25 protein-coding genes are annotated in these 24,171 nt (G+C 72.8%); 21 read left to right on the forward strand and 4 right to left on the reverse strand.

What is annotated here, in order from left to right; translation table 11 throughout:
- Positions 1-125: 125 nt before the first annotated feature.
- Entirely contained in the window at positions 126-902 is a 777-nt protein-coding gene (locus ACLWS4_RS33625; RefSeq protein ID WP_416876104.1) for a GntR family transcriptional regulator, read from the reverse strand.
- A 253-nt stretch (positions 903-1,155) separates the two neighbouring features.
- Here ACLWS4_RS33625 and ACLWS4_RS33630 point away from each other — a divergent pair, with 253 nt between their 5' ends.
- The 6 genes from ACLWS4_RS33630 to ACLWS4_RS33655 all read left to right on the forward strand — a co-directional run bounded on the left by ACLWS4_RS33630 (position 1,156) and on the right by ACLWS4_RS33655 (position 4,935).
- Positions 1,156-1,509, forward strand: coding sequence for a hypothetical protein (locus ACLWS4_RS33630; protein ID WP_416876105.1), 354 nt, complete (start codon positions 1,156-1,158; stop codon positions 1,507-1,509).
- On the forward strand, positions 1,509-1,715 hold the full coding sequence (locus tag ACLWS4_RS33635) for a hypothetical protein (RefSeq protein ID WP_416876106.1): 207 nt from the start codon (positions 1,509-1,511) through the stop codon (positions 1,713-1,715). Before ACLWS4_RS33630 ends, ACLWS4_RS33635 begins: the two co-directional genes overlap by 1 nt.
- A complete protein-coding gene (locus tag ACLWS4_RS33640; protein WP_416876107.1) occupies positions 1,712-3,019 on the forward strand; it encodes an FtsK/SpoIIIE domain-containing protein in 1,308 nt (435 codons plus the stop codon). Before ACLWS4_RS33635 ends, ACLWS4_RS33640 begins: the two co-directional genes overlap by 4 nt.
- The gene (locus ACLWS4_RS33645) at positions 3,019-3,210 is read left to right on the forward strand and encodes a hypothetical protein (protein WP_392869933.1); all 192 of its coding nucleotides are present in this window, start codon (positions 3,019-3,021) and stop codon (positions 3,208-3,210) included. The genes ACLWS4_RS33640 and ACLWS4_RS33645 overlap by 1 nt, the downstream gene beginning before the upstream one ends.
- A 127-nt stretch (positions 3,211-3,337) precedes the next feature.
- Positions 3,338-4,777, forward strand: a complete 1,440-nt coding sequence (locus ACLWS4_RS33650) for a replication initiator (RefSeq protein WP_416876108.1) — start codon at positions 3,338-3,340, stop codon at positions 4,775-4,777.
- Positions 4,774-4,935: a hypothetical protein gene (locus ACLWS4_RS33655; RefSeq protein ID WP_416876109.1), complete on the forward strand. Its 162-nt coding sequence runs from the start codon at positions 4,774-4,776 to the stop codon at positions 4,933-4,935. Before ACLWS4_RS33650 ends, ACLWS4_RS33655 begins: the two co-directional genes overlap by 4 nt.
- 55 nt (positions 4,936-4,990) lie before the next feature.
- On the opposite strand, the gene ACLWS4_RS33660 is transcribed toward ACLWS4_RS33655, so the two are convergent.
- Positions 4,991-6,604, reverse strand: coding sequence for a recombinase family protein (locus ACLWS4_RS33660; RefSeq protein ID WP_416876110.1), 1,614 nt, complete (start codon positions 6,602-6,604; stop codon positions 4,991-4,993).
- A 239-nt stretch (positions 6,605-6,843) separates the two neighbouring features.
- On the opposite strand from ACLWS4_RS33660, the gene ACLWS4_RS33665 reads away from it, so the two are divergent.
- From ACLWS4_RS33665 to obgE, 7 genes are all read left to right on the forward strand, one after another.
- Positions 6,844-7,104: a type II toxin-antitoxin system VapB family antitoxin gene (locus ACLWS4_RS33665; RefSeq protein ID WP_117487746.1), complete on the forward strand. Its 261-nt coding sequence runs from the start codon at positions 6,844-6,846 to the stop codon at positions 7,102-7,104.
- Positions 7,080-7,508, forward strand: coding sequence for a PIN domain nuclease (locus ACLWS4_RS33670; protein WP_117487745.1), 429 nt, complete (start codon positions 7,080-7,082; stop codon positions 7,506-7,508). Before ACLWS4_RS33665 ends, ACLWS4_RS33670 begins: the two co-directional genes overlap by 25 nt.
- Before the next feature lie 170 nt (positions 7,509-7,678).
- Positions 7,679-8,479 carry a TIGR03936 family radical SAM-associated protein gene (locus ACLWS4_RS33675; protein WP_049659422.1) on the forward strand — a complete coding sequence of 267 codons (801 nt, stop codon included), beginning with the start codon at positions 7,679-7,681 and terminating at the stop codon, positions 8,477-8,479.
- Between the two features lie 397 nt (positions 8,480-8,876).
- A complete protein-coding gene (locus ACLWS4_RS33680; protein ID WP_416876111.1) occupies positions 8,877-12,608 on the forward strand; it encodes an Rne/Rng family ribonuclease in 3,732 nt (1,243 codons plus the stop codon).
- Between the two features lie 230 nt (positions 12,609-12,838).
- A complete protein-coding gene (rplU, locus tag ACLWS4_RS33685; RefSeq protein ID WP_045696828.1) occupies positions 12,839-13,156 on the forward strand; it encodes a 50S ribosomal protein L21 in 318 nt (105 codons plus the stop codon).
- Positions 13,157-13,170: 14 nt separating this feature from the next.
- Complete coding sequence (gene rpmA / locus ACLWS4_RS33690; protein ID WP_030309712.1) at positions 13,171-13,428, forward strand: 50S ribosomal protein L27; 258 nt, start codon at positions 13,171-13,173, stop codon at positions 13,426-13,428.
- Between the two features lie 140 nt (positions 13,429-13,568).
- Complete coding sequence (gene obgE, locus ACLWS4_RS33695; protein ID WP_388044074.1) at positions 13,569-15,047, forward strand: GTPase ObgE; 1,479 nt, start codon at positions 13,569-13,571, stop codon at positions 15,045-15,047.
- Positions 15,048-15,139: 92 nt separating this feature from the next.
- Here the strand turns inward: obgE and ACLWS4_RS33700 are convergent, their stop codons facing one another.
- The gene (locus tag ACLWS4_RS33700; protein WP_416876112.1) at positions 15,140-15,898 is read right to left on the reverse strand and encodes a hypothetical protein; all 759 of its coding nucleotides are present in this window, start codon (positions 15,896-15,898) and stop codon (positions 15,140-15,142) included.
- Between the two features lie 304 nt (positions 15,899-16,202).
- Here ACLWS4_RS33700 and proB point away from each other — a divergent pair, with 304 nt between their 5' ends.
- The 5 genes from proB (at position 16,203) to ACLWS4_RS33725 (ending at position 21,359) form a co-directional block, all read left to right on the forward strand.
- Positions 16,203-17,339: a glutamate 5-kinase gene (gene proB / locus ACLWS4_RS33705; RefSeq protein WP_049660991.1), complete on the forward strand. Its 1,137-nt coding sequence runs from the start codon at positions 16,203-16,205 to the stop codon at positions 17,337-17,339.
- 191 nt (positions 17,340-17,530) lie between these two features.
- Positions 17,531-18,055: a hypothetical protein gene (locus tag ACLWS4_RS33710; RefSeq protein ID WP_074000707.1), complete on the forward strand. Its 525-nt coding sequence runs from the start codon at positions 17,531-17,533 to the stop codon at positions 18,053-18,055.
- A gap of 110 nt (positions 18,056-18,165) precedes the next feature.
- Complete coding sequence (locus ACLWS4_RS33715; protein WP_049659684.1) at positions 18,166-19,482, forward strand: glutamate-5-semialdehyde dehydrogenase; 1,317 nt, start codon at positions 18,166-18,168, stop codon at positions 19,480-19,482.
- A 127-nt stretch (positions 19,483-19,609) separates the two neighbouring features.
- Positions 19,610-20,191: a hypothetical protein gene (locus ACLWS4_RS33720; protein ID WP_074000709.1), complete on the forward strand. Its 582-nt coding sequence runs from the start codon at positions 19,610-19,612 to the stop codon at positions 20,189-20,191.
- Positions 20,192-20,297: 106 nt separating this feature from the next.
- The gene (locus ACLWS4_RS33725; RefSeq protein ID WP_380782544.1) at positions 20,298-21,359 is read left to right on the forward strand and encodes a hypothetical protein; all 1,062 of its coding nucleotides are present in this window, start codon (positions 20,298-20,300) and stop codon (positions 21,357-21,359) included.
- 92 nt (positions 21,360-21,451) lie between these two features.
- On the opposite strand, the gene ACLWS4_RS33730 is transcribed toward ACLWS4_RS33725, so the two are convergent.
- Positions 21,452-22,528 carry a M48 family metallopeptidase gene (locus ACLWS4_RS33730; RefSeq protein WP_416876113.1) on the reverse strand — a complete coding sequence of 359 codons (1,077 nt, stop codon included), beginning with the start codon at positions 22,526-22,528 and terminating at the stop codon, positions 21,452-21,454.
- 325 nt (positions 22,529-22,853) lie between these two features.
- On the opposite strand from ACLWS4_RS33730, the gene ACLWS4_RS33735 reads away from it, so the two are divergent.
- The 3 genes from ACLWS4_RS33735 (at position 22,854) to nadD (ending at position 24,170) form a co-directional block, all read left to right on the forward strand.
- Positions 22,854-23,000: a hypothetical protein gene (locus ACLWS4_RS33735; protein WP_158077652.1), complete on the forward strand. Its 147-nt coding sequence runs from the start codon at positions 22,854-22,856 to the stop codon at positions 22,998-23,000.
- A 258-nt stretch (positions 23,001-23,258) separates the two neighbouring features.
- A complete protein-coding gene (locus tag ACLWS4_RS33740; RefSeq protein ID WP_181970583.1) occupies positions 23,259-23,414 on the forward strand; it encodes a hypothetical protein in 156 nt (51 codons plus the stop codon).
- Between the two features lie 123 nt (positions 23,415-23,537).
- On the forward strand, positions 23,538-24,170 hold the full coding sequence (gene nadD / locus ACLWS4_RS33745; RefSeq protein WP_049658574.1) for a nicotinate-nucleotide adenylyltransferase: 633 nt from the start codon (positions 23,538-23,540) through the stop codon (positions 24,168-24,170).
- The last annotated feature ends 1 nt before the right edge of the window (position 24,171 follow it).

Below are 24,171 nucleotides of genomic sequence, written 5' to 3' on the forward strand. Positions count from 1 at the left end.
GGAGCGACGGCGAGCGGCTGGGCCGCGCGCTGGCGCGCTGTGCGCGCCCCTTGAGTAAGTGAAGAAGAGTTGCGACAGCCCCTGCGCCCGGTGCGGACGTGGGGGCTGGGGCTTGTTCGGGGTGGTTAGCGGGAGGCCTTGGCGCGCTTCGGCTTGTGGGCGTCGATGGCGTAGGTGAGGGCGGTGCTTTCGGCGCCGAGGCGGGTCTCTTCGAGGATGAGGGGCAGGCCGGTGGCCTGGTCGCAGGTGATGCGGTGGGCGACCAGGAGGACGGCAGCCTCGGAGAGGTGGAGAGCCTCTCGCTCGTCGGGCTGGGGGACTCGGGCGGTGACTCGCTCGCGCCAGGTGAGGTCGTGGCCGGCGGTGGCGAGGGTCGCGTAGGCCTCGGCTGGGGTGGCGGTGGGGTGTTGGGCGAGCGGGGTGGCCTCGATGCGTTCCATGGGGAGCAGGAGGCGGTGGAGGGCGCGGCCGTCGCCGGTGGGGGCGGTGAGGAGGCGGTCGCAGCCGAGCATCAGCTCGTCCTGCTCCATCTCCAGCAGCGGCGCGGTGATGGCGTCGGTGCGGGTGCGGTAGACCGTGGGTTCTTCGGCGCGGTCGAACCAGGCGTCGATGGGCGTTGAGAAGGTGTCGCCCTGGGCGGCGATGGTCCGATCGAGACTGGCACTCGGGCCGTGGACGGCGGCGCGGACGAAGGTGCCGCGGCCTTGCTTCACGTCCAACTGGCCCTCGCCGCGGAGGGCGGCGACGGCGAGCCTGACGGTTGGTCGGGAGACGCCGTAGGTTTTGGCGAGGTCGGTCTCGGTGGGCAGCTGGGTCCCGGGGGGCCACTCGCCGTTGGCGATCGACTGTCGCATCGCAGCTGCGACCTGCTTGTGCAGCGCCTCGTTCCGAATGATCGCCATGGTGTTGACCCCTTGGTGCGGGCGCCGGGGGAGGGGCCCGCTTCGCGTGTGCCGTGTCGTTTTCGAGGGTTCGTTTGTCGTCGTTTGCCCTGGTCGGGCGGCGTCTCTATGTCTGTCGTCAGTTGCTAGCCGTTAAACGTAAGCATGAATTGCTTGCGTCGGAGCGTCAAGGAGGAGCATCATCGAGGCGCCAAAGGTAAGTACGTTTGACGACTAACGTCATGCGGCCTTGGTGTCAGAGGAGTGTGCGCTCATGCAGTCCATTCCCGTTGATGGAACCCGGCTCGGCACGATGACCTGCATCGTTGCCCCCGAGGCGCGGGTGGCGAACCGTGAGACCGGGGAGTTGAGGAAGGACCGGGATGGCCAGACCGTCTACACGGTCGGTGTCGCGGTTCGGCAGGACGGCCGGCGGGCCTCGATCATCGAGATCAGCGTGTCTGGTGAGCCGGTCGGCGTGGTCGAGGGCGTGCGGGTGCACGTCACCGGCTTGACCGCCTTCTCGTGGGCGATGGGGGACCGACACGGCCTGTCCTTCCGGGCCGAAGCCATCTCGCCCGTTCCGGCTGTTGCTCCGGCGGCCTCGCGTAAGGGCGGCGACGCCTGATGAGCAGCGCGACGCGGGTTAGGCTGCGCGGCCTGCTGAGGGAGCTTGGGGACCTGGCGGAAGAGGTCGACCCGTTCGGTCGGGACGACGAGGGGGCCCAGCTCTTCGACCACATCGCCGCCGTCGCCACCAAGACCGTGGGTCAGGCCCGCGACCTGGAGGTCGAGGCGCAGAACGCGGTGCTGGAGAACGGGGGACGGCCGTGATCGTCCTTCAGTTGCTCTGGGTCGCGATGCTGGCGACGGTGCTCATCGGGCTCAGCATCGCCCCGTCGGTGCGGCGCAACTACCCCTATCTCTGGTGGTGCCTGTTCGGCTACCCGGTGAGTGCCGTGCGGGTGCGGGTGACGTGGCGGCGGCTGACCACGAACCTCGGCCTCGCCGTGGCGAAACGTCCCGGGCGTGCGCTGATCGGGGACACGGTCGTCCGCGGTGATCCGCTGCGGCCGGCCCCGCCCCGCCTGGGCGTACCGAAGCTGCGGCACGGCGGCCTGGACGTGGTGGTGCGGCTCCATCCCGGGCAGGTGCCCGAACACTTCACTGTCGCTGTGGAAGCCTTCGCGCACGCGTGGCGGGTCCACTCGGTTCGGTTGCTGTCCGAAGAACGCGGATTCGTCACCCTGTCCGCTCTGGCCTGGGACCCGCTCCGTGCGCCGGTGCTGCCGTACCGGCTGAAGGAGCGGCTGCTGCGGGCGGTGGTCGGCCTGCTGGAGGACGGCCGGGCCTGGACGATCGACCTGCGACGGGTGCCGCACTGGCTGATCGTCGGTGCGACCCGTTCCGGGAAGTCCACTCTCATCGCCGCGCTGGTGAAGGAACTCGCCCCGCAACGCGTCGCTCTGTTCGGCATCGACCTCAAGGGCGGCATGGAGCTGTCCCTGTTCGAGGACCGGCTGTCGGCGCTGGCGGCCACCCGGGCCGAAGCCGCACACCTGCTCACGGAGTTGGTCGCGGAGGCCGAAGCGCGGATGCAGCTGTGCCGCTCGGTCGGGGCCCGGTCGATCTGGGACCTCCCGGCGAAGCTCCGCAAGATGCCCGTCGTGCTCATCGTGGACGAGGTCGCGGAGCTGTACCTGGCGGCGACCAGGGAGGACAAGGCGGAGGTGGGGGAGATCTCCACCAACCTGCTCAGGCTTGCCCAGCTCGGCGCGGCCCTGGGTGTCCACCTGGTGATCGCGGGGCAACGGGTCGGCTCGGACCTCGGGCCTGGGGTGACCGCCCTGCGAGCGCAGTTGGCCGGTCGGGTCTGCCACCGGGTGAACGATGCCGGGACGGCGGAGATGGCGCTCGGCGACCTCGACAAGGACGCCTTGGTCGCAGCTCAGCAGATCACTGTTGCCGAGCAGGGCGTCGCCATCGCGGCGGACGCCGACGGCCGATGGGCTCGGGCCCGGTCCGTCCACGTCACCCCTGAACAGGCGCGTCGCGCTGCCAGGAAGTACGCCCGGCTGGCGCCGGCCTGGCCCGGCCTTCACGTGCCGGACGAGTCGAGCGAAGGGGTCTACCTCTGATGGGCGCCGCCCTCATCCTGACCGCCGTCCTGGCCCTCGTCACCTTCCTCCTGGTCCGCTCCGGCGAACTCAAGGTCTGGCACGTCGTCCTGACCGGCGTCCTCGGTGTCTACCTCGACCGCATCGGATGGGCCGACCCCGTCGTCTACGCCGTGACCTGGATCGTGCAAGGGCTCACCCACACCACCTGAGAGGCGTGATCACCGTGCCAACCCGACCAACCACCCGGCCCGCCCACCCAAACGCCACCCCCGGCCGCGCCACCGCCTGCCTGGCCCGGCCGGGGCCCGGCGAACCCTGGCCCTGGAGACACCCACCATGACCGCCGGCACCAACCCGTACACCGACCCCGCCGCACGCCGCGCCTTCCTCGACCGGGAGGCGCGGCTGCGCCAACTGCCGCCGGTGGAGCGTGACTTCGTCCGCATCGGCGAGCTGCCGGACCTGAACCGTTGGCTGGAGCAGATCCGCGCCACCGGTGGCTGCGCCGAACCGGTGTACCTCTCCGGGCACACCACAACCCTCGACGCGGAGACCGGTGAAGTGCTCCGGCACTTCACGACCGCCACCGAACCCGGCGGCCGGCTCGCTGTCCGCTGCCGCAACCGCCGGGCCTCCCGCTGCGCACCCTGCTCCCGTGAGCACAGCGGCGACACCTTCCACCTGGTCCGCTCCGGCCTCATCGGCGGCAAAGGCGTCCCGGAGGCGGTGCGGACGCACCCGCGGTTGTTCGTCACCCTGACCGCCCCCTCCTTCGGCCCGGTCCACCGAGCGGGTGCTTGCCACCCTGCCCGCCGCCGGCGCTGCGAATACGGCGGCCGGCACGGCTGCGGCCGAACCCACCCGGACGCTGACCCGCTCGTCGGGCAGCCGCTCTGTGCGGACTGCTACGACTACCCCGGCCACATCCTCTGGAACGCCATGGCCCCGGTGCTGTGGAAGGCCTTCCGCGACAACCTCCACCACCACCTCGCCGCCCGGGCGGGCGTCGGCCGGTCAGAGATACGCACCCTGGTCCGGGTCTCTGCGGCCAAGGTCGCCGAGTACCAGAAGCGCGGTGCCGTCCACTTCCACGCCGTCGTCAGACTCGACGGTCCCGATGGCCCTACTGCCCCGCCTCCTGCCTGGGCGACGGGGGAGCTTCTCCTGGGTACCGTCCGCTCGGCGGCTGCCGCCGTGGCGCTCCCGTGCCCCGACTCGGCGGCCTACTGCGGCGGACGGCTCGGCTTCGGCACTCAGCTGGACGCGCACCGGCTCACAAACGGGGACGGTGGACGCATCACGGACGACGCCGTAGCCGCCTACGTAGCCAAGTACACGAGCAAGAGCGTGGAAGCTGCGGGCGCTGTCGACCGCCGCATCGATTCCCTGGCGGAGATACAGGCACTGTGGGTCAGCCCGCACGTCCGCGCGCTCATCGCCACCGCCTGGCGCCTCGGCGGCATGCCCGAACTGCAACACCTGCGCCTTCGCGCCTGGGCCCACATGCTCGGCTTCCGGGGGCACTGCCTCACCAAGACGCGGGCCTACTCCACTACATATGGGGAGCTCAGGGCCGCTCGTGCGGAACACGCCCAGGGCCTGTACAGCGGCTGGGACAGCGAGACGGTGACCGAAGGCGCCTGGCGCTTCGTCGGGGCCAGGCATTCCCCGGCCGAAGTGCTGATCGCGGCCGGCATCGCCGAAGACCTCGCCACCAACAGGGAAATCGCCCGTGAAGAGGCGAAGGTGGCGGATCGAGACCGGGGGAGAGCGTGACAACCCAGCGCGCTGCTCTCCGACCGTCGGCCGAGCCTCGGGCGGCAGGGCCGGTCCCGTTACGGCAGAAGGTGCTCCTGGCCCCGATCATCGAGAGTGAGATCGTCATCGTGGACGACGAGGGCCACGAAGAGCCGTACGACCCCGCCAAGCACTGAGTGATGACAGCCCCCGGCCTTGATGACCGGGGGCTTCCGCATGGTCGGCCGCTCGTCAGAGCTTGCTCGCGAAGTCGTCCTCCTTCACGATCAGCCGGTCGCGGTAGTCCTTGGGGATCAGCAGCCGCAGTTTGATCGCGGGAGCCCGCTGACCCTGGACCTTGGTCCGGGTGACCTCGCAGCGGACGCCCACCCTCAGGAGGTCCGCCGCCATGGCCTCGGTACCGCCGTCCTCCCACTGCTGCCGGAACGTCTTCCCGTTGGCCACGTTCACCCACCGGTCCTCGGTGGTCTCGGGGTCGATCTCCCCGAGTTCGGTGATCAGCTTGTCCAGCGTCTCCTCCGCCTGCTCGCGCGTGAACCTGGTCTTGGCGTACCGGCCGCCGGGCTCCAGTTCCTTCATGTAGTAGGAGATGGACTCCTCAAGCTGCGCCACATGGGCGCGTGCCTCTGCACCTCGTGCGTACTCGCGCACCTGCACGGGCTCATCGCCGAGGACCGACAGCACGTCGAGGACGAGCTTGGCGTTGATCGCGTCGGGGTTGGTGGCGCCCAGGCCTCCGCCCTTGCAGCCCTGGCACCGCAGGTACTCGTACACCCGGTCCTTGACGCGGTTCCGCTGTTCCAGCATGTTCGTCTTGCAGTCGACGCAGACGAAGACCCCGAGGAACTTCGTGGCTCCGCCGGGCCGGCGCTGGGGCTGGTTCTTGCTGCGCTTGTCGAGATCCGCTTGGAGCTCGTGGAACTCATCGTCGGCGAAGACGGCCTCCGCGACCCGGATGGGCTTCCCGGCCTTGTCCAGGACGAGCTTGGACCGGCGGGCGCTGCCCTTCTTCTCCTCTTCTACCCGGTAGCCCATCAAGGCGGGGTTGCGGAGCTGCCGTAGGAGGGTCGTGGCCGTGAGGCCGTCGCTGGCGAGACCCGCGCGCTTGAGTAGCTTGACCATGCGGGTAGCGGAGACGCCTCGACGGGCCATGCGTCGGCACCAGTGCAGGGCCTTGTGCGCGTCGGCCTCGATGACGAGGACGACGTTGCCGTTCTCGTCCTCGGCGGTCGTGTATCCGAAGGCGGGCTTGCCGACCAGCCAGGCGGACTGGGTCTTGGCGTAGTCCCAGAGGCTCGCGACCCGGGTGCTCGTGTTGGTGGCCTCGATCTCCGCGATGCCGCCGATCAGCGTCACCAGGATCTTGCCGACGACCGTGGTCAGGTCGATCGAGTCGTGCTTGGAGACCAGGTTCTTCCCGTACTTCAACGCCCAGTCGATCATCGTGTTCAGGTCGGAGAGCCGGCGGATGAACCGGTCGAGCTTCCAGAACAGCAGCACGTCGAACTCGGGCGACCGGTTGTTCAGCCAGTCGCCCAGCTGCTTCCGCTTCCACGGGGGCACCTTGGTCGCGGACACGTTCAGGTCGCTGGCGACGCCGACCACCCGGCACCCCCGGTTCAGGGCTTCGCGGCGGAGGTCGAGCTCCTGGCGGACGGGGGAGGTGGTGTCTTCCGTCAGCACGGACAGCCGGACCGAGAGGAGTGCCCGGGGCGCGTCCGCCGGAAGGGCGGCCTCGGCTCTCATCAGGTCCGCCAGCAGCGCCAGATCCGCAGCGGTCCACTCGGCCTCTACCGTGTACGCCTTCTGCTGCGCGGCGCGTGTCGTACGGGTGCGCTTCGCCATGTCGGTGACCCCCTCGACGGTTTTGGGACTGCCTCTATCTAGCCCCAGATGGACACCCAGATCCAGATCGGCCCCACCGGCGAGAAGATGCTCCCCCTGACGGTCGTCAACAAGTAGTCGTACAGCCTCGGCGCCCCGTGCTGGATGTATCCAGCACGGGGCGCTACTGTCTATCTGGGTACCCTGATTGAGTATAGAATTTAAACATGGTCCAGTGTAGATAAGGGGAGGTGTAGAGTATGGCCAAGACGATGATCGACATCGATGAAGAAGCGCTGGCCCTGGCTGCCGAGGTGCTCGGAACCACGACGAAGAAGGACACCGTCAACGCTGCGCTGGCGGAGATAGGGGCGCGGCGCCGCAGGGAGCTCGCGCTGCAGGAACTCGCGCGGCTCGCTGAGGACGGTGCGTTCGACAAGGTGCTGGAGCCCGGGTTCAAGGACGAGGTCCGGCGCGGAAAGCAGGGTGGGGCTGAATGGGAGCTCGGGAAGGCTTCCTGATCGACACCTCGGCAGCGGCGCGGCTGATCGCGAAACCGGCGACGCTGTCACTCTGGGGCGAGGCCCTGGCCTCCGGGAAGATCGGCATGTGCGCTCCGACTGAGGGCGAGCTGCTGTACTCGGCTCGGTCGGCCGCCGAAATGCGGGCCATGCGGGCGCAGTTCGAGCGGTTGTACACCTGGTGGGTCGTGCCTGATGACGTCTGGCAGCGGATTCCGGCGCTCCAGCTTCGGCTCGCCGAATCGGGCAGCCATCGGTCCGCGGGTGTGGTCGACCTTGTGGTCGCCGTCACGGCGATGCACCACGGACTGACCGTGCTGCACTACGACCGGGACTTCGAGACCATCGCCAAGCACGCCGACCTCAAGGCCAGGTGGCTGGCCGAGCCCGGATCGCTGGACTGAGGAGCGGCTCTGACCAGGGGCGGAGCGAGGGGGGTGGCGGGGCGCGTACCCTTTGAGGTGACAGAGTCCGGACAGTGGCGGGAAGACGCCACGCCGGACGGGGACAACTGACTAAGGACTGAGCGACCCTGGCACGCCGTACGCCCGACGGTCCGCCGCCCGCGCCGACGGTGCAGCGGATTCGTCTCCGCTACACCAAGCGCGGCCGGCTCCGCTTCACCAGCCACCGCGACTTCCAGCGCGCCTTCGAGCGCGCCCTGCGCCGGTCCGCCGTTCCGATGGCCTATTCGGCCGGCTTCACCCCGCACCCGAAGGTCTCCTACGCGAACGCGGCCCCGACCGGGGTGGCGAGCGAGGCGGAGTACCTGGAGATCGGCCTGGCCGCTGTCCGCGACCCCGAGCAGCTGCGGGCGCAGCTGGACGAGTCGCTGCCGACCGGCCTGGACGTGATCGACGCGGTCGAGGTGCGGACGCCGAACTTCGTGGAGCGCCTGGAGGCCTCCGAGTGGCTGCTCCGGCTGGACGGTGTCGAGCCCGACGCGGCCGCCGACGCGGTCGCGCGCTTCCTCGCCGCCGAGCGGGTCGAGGTCGAGCGCCGCACCAAGAACGGCCTGCGGGTCTTCGACGCGCGGGGCGCGGTGGCGGCGCTGGAAGCCGTCCCGGCCCAGGTCGAGGCCGGTGCGGACGCCGGGGCCGGAACCGACCGCGATGTTCGGACCGGCCGTCCCTGTGCGATACTGCGCCTGGTAGTACGACACGCCACACCAGCCGTACGACCCGACGACGTATTGTCCGGTCTCCGTGTGACGGCCGACCTGGCGCCGCCGGTCCCCGCAGAGGTGACCAGGCTGGCGCAGGGGCCGCTCGACGAGGAGTCCGGCACGGTGACCGACCCGCTGGCGCTCGACCGCGCAGCGGCCCCGGTCGGCTCGGAGCCGGCAGCAGGGCCGCACGCTACCGCGTCCGCCTAGCGGGGGGAGGCCGGGCCCAGTGCCTCACTGGGCCCGACGGTCCTCCAGGGTTCCCGCGGCTCCCCAGGGGAGCGAGCGTCGTCGCAGCGCAGGCCTGCCAACCGGGGCCTGCCGACCAGGAAGGTCGGCCGGTCCGGGACCCCGTCCGGGAGCCACCCGGGGTTGGGGGACGGCGCAGCTTGGGAAAACCTCAGAAGACTGGTCAGACCAGAAGACTTTCGACACCCCGCCGTGTGCGGGGCGCCGAGCGAGACTACGAGCCCCTGTGCGGCCTCGCGTCCGCGCGGCGGCACCGTTCCAAGGGTCCGGTCCAGGCATCGTCGTGATGCCGACCGCCCAGCGGTGCCGTGCCGTGCCCGGATGCGGAGCCCGGGGGCCTGACGGGAGATCCACCCGCATGCTCGATAACACCGATCCGCAGCAGACTGCGGCCACGGAACAGAACGAAACCGCCGCGACCGATGGTGAGGGCGCGTCCGCCGCGCCGCCGCGCCGTCGCCGCCGCGCGGTGTCCCGCCCGGCGGGTACCCCGCAGGGTGCGGCCGCCGACGCGGCCGAGACGGTCGTGCCAGCCGAGGCCCCCGCGGCCGCCCCGGCTCCGGCCGTGGAGCCGACGGCCGAGCCGGCCGCCGAGAAGCCCGTCCGGGCCCGCCGTACCCGCAAGCGCGCCGAGGCCCCGGCCGGGGCGCCGGAGGCCACCCCGATCGTGGTGACCGCGCCGGAGGCCGTCGAGGCCCCGGTGGCCGAGGTCCCCGTGAAGGCCGCGAAGGCCTCGAAGACCACCAGGGCCGCCAAGGCCGCGAAGGCGGAGACCGCCGAGCCGACGGCCGAGCCGGCCGCCGAGAAGCCCGTCCGGGCCCGCCGTACCCGCAAGCGCGCCGAGGCGCCCGCCGGTGCCCCCGTGGCCGAGGCCGCGGCCCCCGTCGTCGAGGCGCCGGCCGTCGAGACCCCCGCCGTGGAGGCCCCCGCCGCCGAGCCGGTGGCCGAGGAGGCCCCGGCCGCTCCGGCCCGCCGCCCCCGCCGCCGTCGCGTGGTCGAGGCCGCGCCGGTCGTCGAGGCCCCGGTGGCGGAGCCCGCCGCCGAGGAGCCGCAGGCCGAGGAGCCCGCCGTCGTGGACGAGCCCGAGGAGGAGGCCGCCGAGGCCCCCGCCGCCGCGCCGGCCGCCCGGCCCGCCGCTGCTGCCCCGGCCGCCGAGGCCGAGCCGCCCCACCGGGTGCGCCGCCGTGCGGTCCGCCCGGCCACCGCCGTCTTCCAGGCGCCGGTGTTCCAGGAGCCCGCCTCCTTCGTCGCGCCGTCCGCTCAGGCGGCACCGGCCGCGCCGTCCGCTCAGGCGGCACCGGCCGCGCCGTCCGCTCCGGCGGCGCAGGCCGCTCCGCAGCAGCCCGCCGCCGCCCCGGCGAAGGCCGAGGCTCCGGCCGCGGCCCCGGTGCAGGCCGGGCGCGAGGAGGAGGACGACGAGTTCGAGTACAGCGGTGTCGGCCGTCGCCGCCGGGTCCGCACCCGGGTCGAGCCGACCCGTCGCAAGTCGGGCGCCCAGGCTCCGGTGAAGGCCGCCGCGAAGGCCGCCAAGGCCGCGGCGAAGGCGCCGGTCGCGGCACCCGTCGTCGAGGTCCCGGTCGTCGAGGCGCCCGCCGTCGAGGCCCCCGCCGCCGGTCCGGAGACCGAGGACGAGTGGGAGGACGGCCGTCCGTCGCGCCGTCGCCGCCGGGGCGGTCGCCGCCGTCGCCGCGGTGAGGCCGAGGAGTTCGAGGCCGCCGAGGCCGTCGAGACCGAGCAGTCCGTCGAGGAGTCGGCCGAGGCCGTCGCCGAGGAGGAGGGCGAGGAGGACGACGACCTGGCCGCCGGCCTGTCCTCGTCGCGCCGTCGCCGTCGCCGTCGCCGCCGCAGCGGTGAGGCCGGCGCCGTCGAGACCGCCGAGACCACCGAGGACGGCGTCCGTACGGTGGTGAAGGTGCGCGAGCCGCGCCGCCGTTCCACCGAGCCGTCGTTCGACCCGGACGAGGTGCAGTCCATCAAGGGCTCGACCCGTCTGGAGGCCAAGAAGCAGCGCCGCCGCGAGGGCCGCGAGCTGGGCCGCCGCCGGGTGCCGATCATCACCGAGGCCGAGTTCCTGGCCCGCCGCGAGTCGGTCGAGCGCGTCATGGTGGTGCGCCAGAGCGGCCAGCGGACCCAGATCGGCGTCCTCGAGGACGGCGTGCTGGTCGAGCACTACGTCAACAAGGAGCAGGCCACCTCGTACGTCGGCAACGTCTACCTGGGCAAGGTCCAGAACGTGCTGCCGTCGATGGAGGCCGCCTTCGTCGACATCGGCAAGGGCCGCAACGCGGTGCTGTACGCCGGCGAGGTCAACTTCGGCGCGCTGGGCCACGGCGGCCCGCGCCGGATCGAGTCGGTGCTGAAGTCCGGCCAGTCCGTGCTGGTGCAGGTCTCCAAGGACCCGATCGGCCACAAGGGCGCCCGCCTGACCAGCCAGATCTCGCTGCCCGGCCGCTACCTGGTGTACGTGCCCGAGGGCTCGATGACCGGCATCTCGCGCAAGCTCCCGGAGAACGAGCGCGCCCGGCTGAAGCAGATCCTCAAGAAGATCGTCCCGGACGACGCGGGCGTCATCGTGCGCACCGCCGCCGAGGGCGCCTCCGAGGAGGAGCTGACCCGCGACGTCCAGCGCCTCCAGCAGCAGTGGGAGGACATCCAGAAGAAGGCCGCGACCGGCAACGCCCCGGCGCTGCTGTACGGCGAGCCGGACATGACCGTCCGGGTCGTCCGCGACATCTTCAACGAGGACTTCACCAAGGTCATCGTCTCCGGCGACGAGGCGTGGAAGACCATCCACGAGTACGTCTCCAACGTGGCCCCGGACCTCGCCGAGCGGCTCCAGCGGTGGACCTCCGAGGTGGACGTGTTCGCCACCTACCGGATCGACGAGCAGCTGATGAAGGCGCTGGACCGCAAGGTCTGGCTGCCCAGCGGCGGTTCGCTGGTGATCGACCGCACCGAGGCGATGGTCGTCATCGACGTCAACACCGGGAAGTTCGTCGGCCAGGGCGGCAACCTGGAGGAGACGGTCACCCGGAACAACATCGAGGCGGCCGAGGAGATCGTGCGCCAGCTGCGGCTGCGCGACCTCGGCGGCATCATCGTGATCGACTTCATCGACATGGTGCTGGAGTCCAACCGCGACCTGGTGCTGCGCCGCCTGCTGGAGTGCCTGGGCCGGGACCGGACCAAGCACCAGGTGGCCGAGGTCACCTCGCTGGGCCTGGTCCAGATGACCCGCAAGCGGGTCGGCCAGGGCCTGCTGGAGTCCTTCTCCGAGCCGTGCGTGCACTGCAACGGCCGCGGCGTGATCGTCCACATGGAGCAGCCGAGCGCCCACGTCCACGCCCCCGTGGTGGCGGGCGAGGCCGGTGCGGGCAGCGGCAAGCGCCGTCGCCGGGGCAAGGGCGGCGCGGGCCACGAGGAGCCGCAGGCCGTCGAGGCCGCGGTGGCCGTGGCGGCCGAGCCGGTCGCGGTGGAGGCCTTCGCCGAGCCGGCCGAGCCGGTGCGCGAGGAGATCGAGGGCCAGCTGGCCCTGGAGGTCCCGGGCGTCGAGGCCCCGGCCGAGGCGGCTCCCGCCGTCCCGGCCCCGGTCGTCGAGGCTCCCGTGGCGGAGGCCCCGGCCGCCGCTCCGGCGGGCCGTCCGCGCCGCCGCGCGGTGCGCAAGGCGACCGCTCCGGCGGGCTCCCCGGGCACCGCCGAGATCGTGGTGCTCCAGGCCAAGGCCGAGGCGGCGCTGGAGGCGGCCCTGGAGGCCGCCGCCCCGGCGGTCGCGGAAGCCGCGGCCGAGGCCGTCACCGAGGCGCCGGGTGAGCCGGTCGTGGCCGCGGAGGCCGCGGTCGTCGCCGAGGCTCCGGAGGCCGTCGAGGCACCGGAGACCGCCGAGGCCGTCGAGGCCGCCGCCGAGGCTGCGGCCGAGGAGGCGCCGGCGCCGAAGAAGCGGGCCGCCCGCAAGACCGCCGCGAAGAAGACCGCCGCCAAGAAGACCACCACGGCGGCCAAGAAGACCACCGCCCGCAAGACCGCCACCAAGCGGACGAGCGCGGCGGCCAAGAAGGCCGCGGCCGCCGAGGGTGATACGGCGTCCGAGTAGTGCCCACGCCCCGGGGCGGGAGTGATCCCGCCCCGGGCCGTACGGGCCGGTTTGCCCCCCGGGCGGCCGGTCCGTATTCTTGACCATCGGCGTGTCTACGCCATTGCTCCCGAGCACATCACCTTCCCGAGGTCACCGCGTTCGCGCGGAGGGCCGGGGAGAGGCTCCTGTGTCCGTACCCAGGTGGCTGGCGTCGGGGGTTCCGACCGAGCAAGGAAAGCAGGTACCGCATGTACGCGATCGTTCGCGCAGGCGGCCGCCAGCACAAGGTCGCCGTCGGCGACGTGCTGGAGATCGACCGTATCGAGGCCAAGCCGGGTGACTCGGTCGAGCTCTCGACCATCCTCGTCGTCGACGGTGACGCTGTCACCTCCGACCCGTGGGTCCTGGCCGGCGTGAAGGCTCACGCCGAGGTGGTCGACCAGACCAAGGGTGACAAGATCGTCATCCTGCGTTACAAGAACAAGACCGGCTACCGCCGCCGTCAGGGTCACCGTCAGCAGCACACCGCGGTGCGCATCACCAGCATCGACTCGGTCAGCAAGTAAGGGGATAGCGAAAAATGGCACACAAGAAGGGCGCAAGCTCTACTCGTAACGGCCGTGACTCGAACGCCCAGCGCCTCGGCGTGAAGCGCTTCGGTGGCCAGGTCGTCTCCGCCGGCGAGATCCTCGTCCGCCAGCGCGGCACCCACTTCCACCCGGGTGCCGGTGTCGGCCGCGGTGGCGACGACACCCTGTTCGCGCTGACCGCCGGTGCGGTGCAGTTCGGCACCCGTCGTGGCCGCAAGGTCGTCAACATCGTGGCCGTCGAGGCCTGAGTCCCCGCGGACTCCCGAGTCTGAGAAGACCCACCGGGTCGGGACAAGACTCACAGTGAAGGGTGGGCCGGAATTCTCCGGTCCACCCTTCACGCTTTACGCAGGTAGCAAGCAGACTCTCGCGCACTGGAGGCACACCCATGACCACCTTCGTGGACCGCGTCGAACTTCACGTCGCCGCGGGTAACGGGGGCCACGGCTGCGCCTCCGTGCACCGCGAGAAGTTCAAGCCGCTCGGCGGCCCGGACGGCGGCAACGGCGGGGAGGGCGGCAGCGTCATCCTCACCGTGGACTCGCAGGTCACCACCCTGCTGGAGTACCACCACTCGCCCAAGCGCAAGGCCACCAACGGCAAGCCCGGCGCGGGCGGCCACCGCACCGGCGCGGACGGCGAGGACCTCGTCCTGCTGGTGCCGGACGGCACCGTGGTGCTGGACCGCAAGGGCAACGTGCTGGCCGACCTGGTCGGCCACGGCACCAGCTTCGTCGCGGCCCAGGGCGGCCGCGGCGGCCTCGGCAACGCCGCGCTGGCCTCGGCCCGCCGCAAGGCGCCCGGCTTCGCGCTGCTCGGCGAGCCCGGCGAGGCCCGTGACATCGTCATGGAGCTCAAGTCCGTCGCCGACGTGGCCCTGGTCGGCTACCCGAGCGCCGGCAAGTCCTCGCTGATCTCGGTGCTCTCGGCCGCCAAGCCGAAGATCGCGGACTACCCGTTCACCACCCTGATCCCCAACCTGGGCGTGGTCACCGCGGGCGACACCGTCTACACCATCGCCGACGTGCCCGGCCTGATCCCGGGCGCCAGCCAGGGCCGCGGCCTGGGCCTGGAGTTCCTGCGCCACGTCGAGCGCTGTTCGGTGCTGGTGCACGTGCTGGACTGCGCCACCCTGGAGCCCGGCCGCGACCCGCTGACCGACCTGGAGACCATCGAGGCCGAGCTCGCCGAGTACGGCGGTCTGGAAGACCGTCCGCGCCTGGTCGCGCTCAACAAGGTGGACGTCCCGGACGGCCAGGACATCGCCGACCTGACCCGCGCCTCCCTGGAGGAGCGCGGCTACCGGGTGTTCGAGGTCTCCGCCGCCTCCCGCAAGGGCCTGCGCGAGCTGAGCTTCGCCGTGGCCGGGATCGTCGCCGAGGCGCGCGCCGCCAAGCCGGCCGAGGAATCGACCCGGATCGTGCTGCGGCCCAAGGCCGTCGACGACGCCGGCTTCACCATCACCGAGGAGGACGGCGCGTACCGCATCCGCGGCATCAAGCCGGAGCGCTGGGTCCGCCAGACCGACTTCAGCAACGACGAGGCCGTCGGCTACCTCGCCGACCGGCTGGCCCGCCTCGGGATCGAGCAGGAGCTGTGGAAGATCGGGGCGCACGAGGGTGACACCGTCATCATCGGCCCCGAGGAGAACGCCGTCGTCTTCGACTGGGAGCCGACCATGGCCGCCGGTGCCGAGATGCTCGGCCGCCGTGGTGAGGACCACCGCTTCGAGACCCCGCGCCCGGCGGTCGACCGCCGTCGCGAGAAGCAGAAGGGCCGGGACGCGGCCGAGTCCGAGTTCCTCGCCTTCGAGGCGCTCTCCAGCGGCCGCCAGGCCGCCATCGAGGGCGACGACGACGAGGACTGAGGACTGAGGACCGCTGACCGGTCCGGTCCGGACGGCCCCCGCCACCTGTCGAGGTGGCGGGGGCCGTCCGCGTGTCCGGCGGTGACTGGGCGTCACTTGGTCCAGGAGGCCTGGAGCTTCAGCGGGTCGGCCAGGTCGGTGTAGCCGACGGCGGCCGGGGTGTTGCCGGGGGTGGAGATGATGGTGCAGCCCTTGACCTCGGCGCCCTTGGCCACGCCCTGGAACTTCGCGCCGGTGCACTTGGGCAGCGGGGTCGCGGCGGTCAGGACGTTGACGCCCTTCTTGCCCGTGGTGTCGAAGAGCACGAGCTTCGAGTCCGGGGCGGTGAAGGAGAGGCTGGCGTCCCCGAGGTTCTTGATGGTGTAGCTGACGTACATCGGGGTGCGGCCTTCCAGGCCGACGATGCTGATCTTGGCGGCGGTGAAGTCCTGCGCCGAACCGGCCTCGACGCCGGTGACGGTGACCTCCAGCTTGGTGGCGACCTTGGAGGTCTTGTCGGCGAAGTCCACGGTGGCGCTCTGGCCGACCTTCACGCTGGTGGCGGCCGCCGGGACGGTTCCGGCACCGGCCCCGCCGCCCGCCGCACCGGCCGTGCCGGCCCCGCCCGCCGCACCGGAGGGGGCCGCGCCCGAGGGGGCCGCGGCCGAACCGCCGGCCGCGCCCCCGGCGGTGGCACCCGGGGTCGCGCCGGTCTGGGGCGCGCCGGTCTGGGCCGGGGCCGCGCCGGTGGCGCCGCCGGTACCGGCCGGGGTGTCCGGGTTGTCCGGCCCGCAGGCCGCGAGCGAGAGGGCGGTGGCCGCCGCGAGCGCGGCGACGGTCAGCTTGGTGGTGTACGAACGCATGGTGCGCATTTCTCCTGGGCGCACGGCCGCGACCGTTGCCGGCCTTTGCCCAGTGCGGCGCCGCCCGTCGTGACAGGAAGGGTCGATGACGACATGGGTACAGCGGGCAAGAAGCCGTCCCCCGATCTGGCTTGCGGTCAGGGACCATACCAGCCATCCGGCTTGGCGGGCGGCCCGTGGCGGCCCGTACCGGATCCGGTCCATCCGGTGAAACACCCCGCCGGTGACCTGCGGGGATCGCGTAGATTTCGGGGGTGACGGCCGGGCCCGGGCCCCGCCGTACCCGCACCACACCGGAAGGGCGTACAGCGAGATGAGCGAGGACCCTCTGCGGGAGGAGGTGCTGACCGCGCGACGGATCGTCGTCAAGGTCGGCTCCTCGTCCCTGACCACGGCGACCGGCGGCCTGGACGCCGACCGCGTCGACGCCCTGGTGGACGCGCTCGCCAAGCTGCGCGGCCGCCCCGAGGCCCCGGAGGTGGTGCTGGTCTCCTCCGGCGCGATCGCCGCCGGGCTCGCCCCGCTCGGCCTGGACCGCCGGCCCAAGGACCTGGCCCGCCAGCAGGCCGCCGCCAGCGTCGGCCAGGGCCTGCTGGTCGCCCGCTACACCGCCTCCTTCGCCCGGTACGGCATCCGGGTCGGCCAGGTGCTGCTCACCGCCGAGGACGCCAGCCGGCGCGCCCACTACCGCAACGCGTACCGCACCCTGGACCAGCTGCTGGCGATGGGCGCGATGCCGATCGTCAACGAGAACGACACCGTCGCCACCGCCGAAATCAAGTTCGGCGACAACGACCGGCTGGCCGCCCTGGTCGCCCACCTGGTCCGGGCCGACCTGCTCGTACTGCTCTCCGACGTGGACGGCCTGTACGACGGCGACCCGTCCCGCCCCGGCACCAGCCGGATCGCCGAGGTGCGCGGCCCGCAGGACCTCGACGGCATCGAGATCGGCAGCGCCGGCAAGGCCGGCGTCGGCACCGGCGGCATGGTCACCAAGGTCGAGGCGGCCCGGATCGCCACCGGCGCCGGCATCCCGGTGGTGCTCACCGCCGCCAGCCAGGCCGCCGACGCGCTGGCCGGCCGGCCCACCGGCACGCTCTTCCTGCGCACCGGCAGCCGCACCTCCGACCGGATGCTCTGGCTGGCCCACGCGAGCAGCCCGCGCGGGGCGCTGCACCTGGACGAGGGCGCCGTCCGGGCGGTCGTCTCCGGCGGCGCCTCGCTGCTGCCCGCCGGGGTCACCAAGGTCGACGGGGAGTTCGCCGCGGGTGATCCGGTGGACCTTCTTGCCGAAAACGGCCACATCGTGGCTCGCGGACTGGTCAACTTTGATGCGAGGGAGTTGCCCCGCCTGCTCGGCCGGTCCACCCGCGACCTGGCCCAGGAGTTCGGCGCCGCGTACGAGCGCGAGGTCGTCCACCGCGACGACCTGGTCGTTCTGCGCGGCTGACCGGCCCGGTCGACCGTGCCGGGGCCTGCCCCGGCACCGGCCGCCCGGCCGATCGGCGCCGCGCGGACGGCGGGCCGCTCCGTACCGGGAGCGGCCCGGCCGCGGGCGAGGAGGGGCGCAGCCGTACCGGTCGGCCGAGGGCCGACGGGGCCGGTGGGGACGACACGACATCGCCGAACAGGAGGCCGCCGGTGGAACGCAGGCGCGAGGCAGCGCTGACCGCAGGGACCGCGGGCCGGCGGCTGACCAGCATCGACGGCGGACGCGGGGACGGCCCCGCCGAGCCGGCCGGTCCGCCGACGCAGCGGCCCGGCGGGATGCGCGGGATGCGGCCCGAACTCGACCGGGCGGCCCAGCCGCCCACCGTGCCCGAGCAGGCGCGGCTGTGGCACGTGGTGCTGAGCGTGGCCGGGCAGGTCACCCCGCTGTCCGCGCTGCGCGCCTCGCTGGAGCAGCTGGCGCACGACCACTCGTTCTTCCTGACCGCCCGCTACGCGGCCGACCACGCCGAGATCCGCTACTGGGAGCAGGCCCGGGACCTGCACGACGCGGCGGCCATCGCGCTGCGGCTGTGGGGCGAGCACAAGGTCACCTCGAACCTGCCGCCCTGGGAGATCGTCGGGCTGGAGGTGGTCGACCGGGCGACGTACCACAAGCGGGTGGCGGAGGGCTTCGGCGAGCCGCCGCCGCACCTGGGCGGCGTGCACCCGTACTGAGCGCCCGGACCGAACGCCGGACCGAACGCCGGACCGAACGCCGTACCGAGCTGTCTCACCGGGCGAAATGCCGCCCGGGCGGGGCGGGCGCAGTCGCTACCCTTGGCGGCATGACCAGCGATCTCGCCACCGCCGACAGCCCCGTCCTCGCCGTAGCGCGCCGAGCCCGGGAGGCCGCCGCCGCGCTCGCCCCGCTGCCGCGCGGCGCGAAGGACGCCGCGCTGCTGGCGGTCGCGGACGCGCTGGTGGCCCGCAGTGCGGAGATCGTCGCGGCCAACGCCGAGGACGTGGAGCGGGCCCGGGCGGCCGGCACGGCCGAGTCGGTGATCGACCGGCTGACCCTGACCGACGAGCGGATCGCCGCGATCGCCTCCGACGTGCGCGACGTGGCCGGCCTGCCCGACCCGGTCGGCGAGGTGGTGCGCGGCTACACCCTGCCCAACGGCCTGGACGTGCGGCAGGTCCGGGTGCCGCTCGGCGTGGTCGGCATCATCTACGAGGCCCGCCCGAACGTCACCGCGGACGCCGCCGCGCTCTGCCTCAAGTCCGGCAACGCGGTGCTGCTGCGCGGCTCCGCCTCGGCCTACCGCTCCAACAGCGCGCTGGTCGCCGTGGTGCGCGACGCCGTCGCCGCGGCCGGGCTGCCCGCCGACGCGGTCCAGCTGGTGCCGGGGGAGAGCCGGGAGTCGGTCCGGGAGCTGATGCGCGCCCGCGGCTACGTGGACGTGCTGATCCCGCGCGGCGGCGCCTCGCTGATCCGCACCGTGGTCGAGGGCTCCACCGTCCCGGTGATCGAGACCGGCACCGGCAACTGCCACGTCTACGTGGACGCCGAGACCGACCTGGCGATGGCCGTCGGCATCCTGCTGAACTCCAAGGCGCAGCGGGTCAGCGTCTGCAACTCCGCCGAGACGCTGCTGGTCCACCAGGACGTCGCGGACGCCTTCCTGCCGCTCGCGCTGGCGGCGCTCGCCGAGGCCGGGGTCACCGTGCACGGCGACGAGGCGGTGCTGAAGGCCGCCGAGGGCGGACCGGCCACCGTGGTGCCGGCCACCGACGAGGACTGGGGCACCGAGTACCTCTCGCTGGACCTGGCCGCCGCCGTGGTGCCCTCGCTGGACGCCGCCGTCGAGCACATCCGCCGCTGGTCCTCCGGCCACACCGAGGCGATCGTCACCACCTCGCAGGCCGCCGCCCGCCGCTTCACCCGGTTGGTGGACTCCACCACGGTGGCCGTCAACGCCTCCACCCGCTTCACCGACGGCGGCGAGTTCGGCTTCGGCGCGGAGATCGGCATCTCCACCCAGAAGCTGCACGCCCGCGGCCCGATGGGCCTGCCGGAGCTGACCAGCACCAAGTACATCGTCACTGGTGACGGGCACGTGCGGGGCGAGGCCGCGCAGACCGTGGGCGGCGGGGCCGAGTAGGCGCGCAGGCCGCGGGCGGGGGCGCGGGCGGCCGCCGGGCGGCGCGTGCGGGGCGTCCGTCACACGTGCGACGGACCAACTGCCGGGAGCCACAGACAAATCGTCCGGCCGGTAATACGCTGAATCCGTGGCTGAGGATGTGGGGGGCTTCCCGTACCCCGACGGCTCCGACCACGGTGGTGCGGACGACGAGTTCGCCACCGTGGTCTTCGACGAGGCCTTCGTCCGGTCCGCCGCCGTGCACGAGCCGACCGCCAAGGAGCGGCAACTCGCCGCCGCCGAGGCCCGGTTCGAGCCGGACGCCGCGGGGCCGGGCTGGGGCCGTGACGTTCCGGCCGGGGACGGGCTGCCGCTGGAGCTGCGCCCGTACCCGAGCGGACTCGACGCGGACCACCTCTACCCCGACCCCTGGTCGGGGCCGGGCCGGGCGGCCGACCGCCGGGTCCGGCGGTGGCGGCGCGGTGACGACCCGGTGCGCGTCCCCGGGCGGTACGTGGCCCAGCAGCGGTGGCACCGGCCGGTGGCCTGGGTGCTCGCCGTGATCATGGGGGTGAGCCTGGTGGCGGTCGCCGTCGCGGCGATCTACCAGGGGGTGGGCGGCCCCTCGGGTACGCCCCGGCGCCCCCAGTCCGGCAGCAGCAGCACCGGGGTGGCCCCCGGGCAGGCCCCGGCGGAGCCCCCGCTGGTGGTCACGGCGCCCGCCGGCTAGTCCGAGCGCCCGGGGGCGCACGCCCCGGGGCGGTGGTCACGGAGCGTTCCCGGGAATGTGCGCCCGGACCCTCGTGGCGGCGCTGGTGTCCGCCTACCCTGGTGGTGTGGGTGACCCGCGAGAGCCTCCTGAGGGGACGCCCGAGGGCGGTTCCGGCAACGAGGACGAATTCCGGTCCGTCGTGTTCGACGAATCGTTCGTGCGGGCTGCCCGCATCCAGGAACTCTCCGCCCGGGAGCGGCTGGCGGGCTCCTTCGGCAAGGCCACCCGGTCGCGGGTGCGGTTCGGCCCGCTGGGCACCGTCCCGCGCCAGGCGCTCATCCTGCTGCTGCTCATCCTGCTCGCCTTCGGGGCCGCGGTGTACTTCGGGGTGAGCTCGCCGAAGGGCACCGCGGTGCGGCCCGAGGGCAGCCAACTGACCGTCAGCCTGGTCGCGTTGAGCCCGGCGTCGGCCGTCCACCCGGTCGCCGACCCGGCGGACCCGTTCGCCGCGCTGCCGCTCGGGTACGGGGACGGCACGATCGGGCTGAACACCCCGACCGGCGCCGCCACCGGGAACTTCGGCCGGGTCGAGGTGGCCAAGGCGCTCGACACCGTCCAGCGCTACCTGGTCGCCTCCTCGCTCTCCCCGGCGACGCTGGTCCAGGGCGCCACCGCCGACGTACGGGTCTTCGTCACGCCCGGTGAGCAGGCGGAGTTCGACGCGAGCGTGGCGCAGCCGGTGGACGACCGCCACCACGCGGTGACCGGCTGGATGGTCCGCTTCGACCCGGCACAGGTCGCGCTGGCCTCGAACACCGTGAAGGTGGTCGGCGCGATGCGGATCGACGAGGCGGACAGCGGGACGCTGCAGATCACCACCGACCACACCTTCGTCTACGCGCTCAAGCCGGCCGGCGCCCCGGCCGGGGCGCCGGTCACCCTGGAGACCGTGCGGCGGCAGCTGACCTTCGAGTTCGACCGGGTGGACCTGGCCTCGGGGCAGCTGCGGCTGGTGGACTCGGTGGTGCAGGCCGGGCCGGAGCCCTGCGGCGCCTCGATGGCGGGCTTCCTGCAGCCGGTGCTGGCCACCGCGCAGGGCACGGCGGTCACGCCGCCGGCGCCGGTCGACCCCGGCAACCACGCCCGGCCGGGCTGGCAGGTGTGCGAGGTGCTGGCGGGCGGCTGAGGCGCCCGGGCCGTGGAACGCGACGGCGGCCGGTGCCCCGGGCGGGACGCCGGCCGCCGTCGCGGCTCGCGGTCGTGGTCGGTCGCGGTGGGTCAGCTGCCGTCGCGGTCCGCGGAGCCGTTGCGGCTGCCGTTGCCGTTGCTGCTGCCGCCGCCTCCGGTGAAGGTGTCGCGGAGCTTGCCGCCGACCGTCGCGGCGCCGCCGGCCACGTCCCGCAGCAGGCCCATCAGCGGGTCCTTGCTCTCCTTGACCGAGGTCGTGTAGTGCTCGGCGGCGGCCTTCCACTGCTCGGTGACCGAGGTGTCCGGGTCGTCCGAGCGGCGCGGGTAGGCGCCGGCCATGATCGAGCGGTAGTCGTCGCTCTCCGCCCACTTCTTCAGCTGGGCGACCCGGACCACCGCGAAGGGGTGGGTCTGCGGCAGCAGCTGGAGCACCTTGAGCACGCCGTCGCGCAGATCGCCGGCCTTCTCGTACTCCTCGGCCTGCTCCAGGAAGGCGTCGACGTTCATCTCGGCCAGGTTGTGGCCGCCGGCCAGCTTCATCAGGGCCCGCATGGACGCCTGGAGGTCCTGCCCGGCGAGCAGGCCGGCCCGGTCGCTGGACAGCTCCGCCTTGCGGAACCACTCCTTGAGCGCGGTGATGATCGCGGTGATCGCCAGGTTGCCGAGCGGCACCCAGGCGATCCGGGTGGCGATGTTGGTGAGGATCATCAGCATCGTCCGGTAGACGGCGTGGCCGGACATCGCGTGGCCGACCTCGTGGCCGATGACGGAGCGCAGCTCCTCCTCGTCCAGCAGCTCGACCAGGCCGCTGGTGATCACGATGACCGGGGTGTCGATGCCGATGCAGTACGCGTTGACCGTCGGGTCCTGGGAAACGTACAGGTCGGGGACCTGCTCCAGGTCGAGCACGTAGGCGGCGTCGCGCACCATGTCGTGCAGCTCCGGGAACTGGCGCTCGGAGGTCTTCACCGCGGTGGCCAGGAACATCAGCCGGATCGCCCGCTCGGAGACCAGTCCGGCGAGCTTCTTCAGGATGTCGTCGAAGCCGGTCAGCCTGCGCAGCGCGACCAGCGCCGAGCGGTCCGCCGGGTGCTCCCAGGCCCGGGTGGAGATTCCGGGGAAGCGCTCGCGGCGGCGGCTCGGCGTCTTCGAGGTCGTGTCGGTCATGGTGTGAGTACCTCCTGGTCGACGGCGGCCGCGGCCCGCTGGCCCGCCCCCCGCTGGTCTTCGCCTGCAACGACTGTCTGTGCAACGTGCGCGGTTGCGTACTCGTCCCCGGGGTCAGCGTACGCGCGGTCCGCGCGGTGGGCGCCGGGGCCGTGGGCGCCTCGGCGGGCCGCCGGGGCGCGCCCGCGGGGCCGGTGGCGCGCGTCTGCGGCGCGCGTCCGCGGGGCCGGGGGGCTCCGCCGGTGTGAGGCCGGTTTACCCTGAGGCCTGGACGACCGAGACCGGACCCGGCCGCGGTACCGAGCAGTACGAGGAGCCCCCGCAGATGTCCACCGACACGCTTGTCAGCCTGGCCGCGCCCATCTCCGACGAGTCCGGCCCCGGCCTGTTCCTGCGGATCATCGTGGTCGCGTCCTTCGTGGGCATCGGCCTGCTGATCTGGATCATGGCCCGCGCCTTCAAGAACAACTAGGGCCGGTCGTTCCCCGGGGCCGTCCCAGGTCCGTTCCCGGGGGCCGTCCCCGGTCCGTTCGCCGGGGCCGTTCCGGTCCGTTCGCCGGGGCCCGGGCCCGTTCGCCGGTCGGTCCCTCGGCCCGCGCTCACGCCCGGTCAGCGGCGGTGGGCCGCCGAGCGGTTGCCGTGTAACCCCCCGTACGATGACGGGTGGGCCCTCACCCGGCCCGGAACAACCCCCAGGTCCGTTCACCGAGCCGAGAAGGTCCCGCCGACCATGAGCACTGCTGCCGCACTCCCCGTTCTGAACCTGCTCGCCGAGGGCGAGGGGGGCAACCACGACAGTCTGAACCCGGCCCTGACCGGTGGCGCCGCACTGGTCATCCTGCTGGTCCTGCTCTTCATCACCACCCGCTTCAACCGGGACCGCTGAGCCGGGGCCTGGGGCCGCTCGGGGAGCGTCCGGCCACCGGCCGGACGCTCCCTCACGCGTCTGCGGAGAACCCCCACCCGGCCGTTCCCGCACCGTAACGCGTGTCGCGTAAGGTGTGGCGGCATGGGAGAGCAGGCCGGGAATCCCGGCGGACCGGAACCGGTGAAGAAGCGCCTCGGCGTGATGGGCGGCACCTTCGACCCGATCCACCACGGCCACCTCGTCGCCGCCAGTGAGGTCGCGAGCGCGTTCCACCTGGACGAAGTGATCTTCGTGCCGACCGGGCAGCCGTGGCAGAAGAGCGACCGGCACGTCACCCCGGCCGAGGACCGCTACCTGATGACGGTCATCGCCACCGCCGAGAACCCGCAGTTCTCGGTCAGCCGGATCGACATCGACCGCGAGGGCCCGACGTACACCGTCGACACCCTGCGCGACCTGCACGCCCTGCACCCGGACGCCGACCTCTTCTTCATCACCGGCGCCGACGCGCTCGCCCAGATCCTGTCCTGGCGCGACTCCGACGAGCTCTTCTCGCTGGCCCACTTCATCGGATGCACCCGCCCGGGGCACACTCTGTCGGACGCCGGGCTTCCGGTGGGCGGGGTCTCCCTGGTGGAGGTCCCGGCGCTGGCCATCTCCTCCACGGACTGCCGCAACCGGGTCGCCAAGGGCGAACCGGTCTGGTACCTCGTCCCGGACGGCGTGGTCCGCTACATCGACAAGCGGGCGCTGTACGCGCCGCGCGGGGACTGAT

The sequence above is a fragment of the Kitasatospora sp. SC0581 genome (genome assembly GCF_048159585.1).
Lineage (GTDB): Bacteria > Actinomycetota > Actinomycetes > Streptomycetales > Streptomycetaceae > Kitasatospora.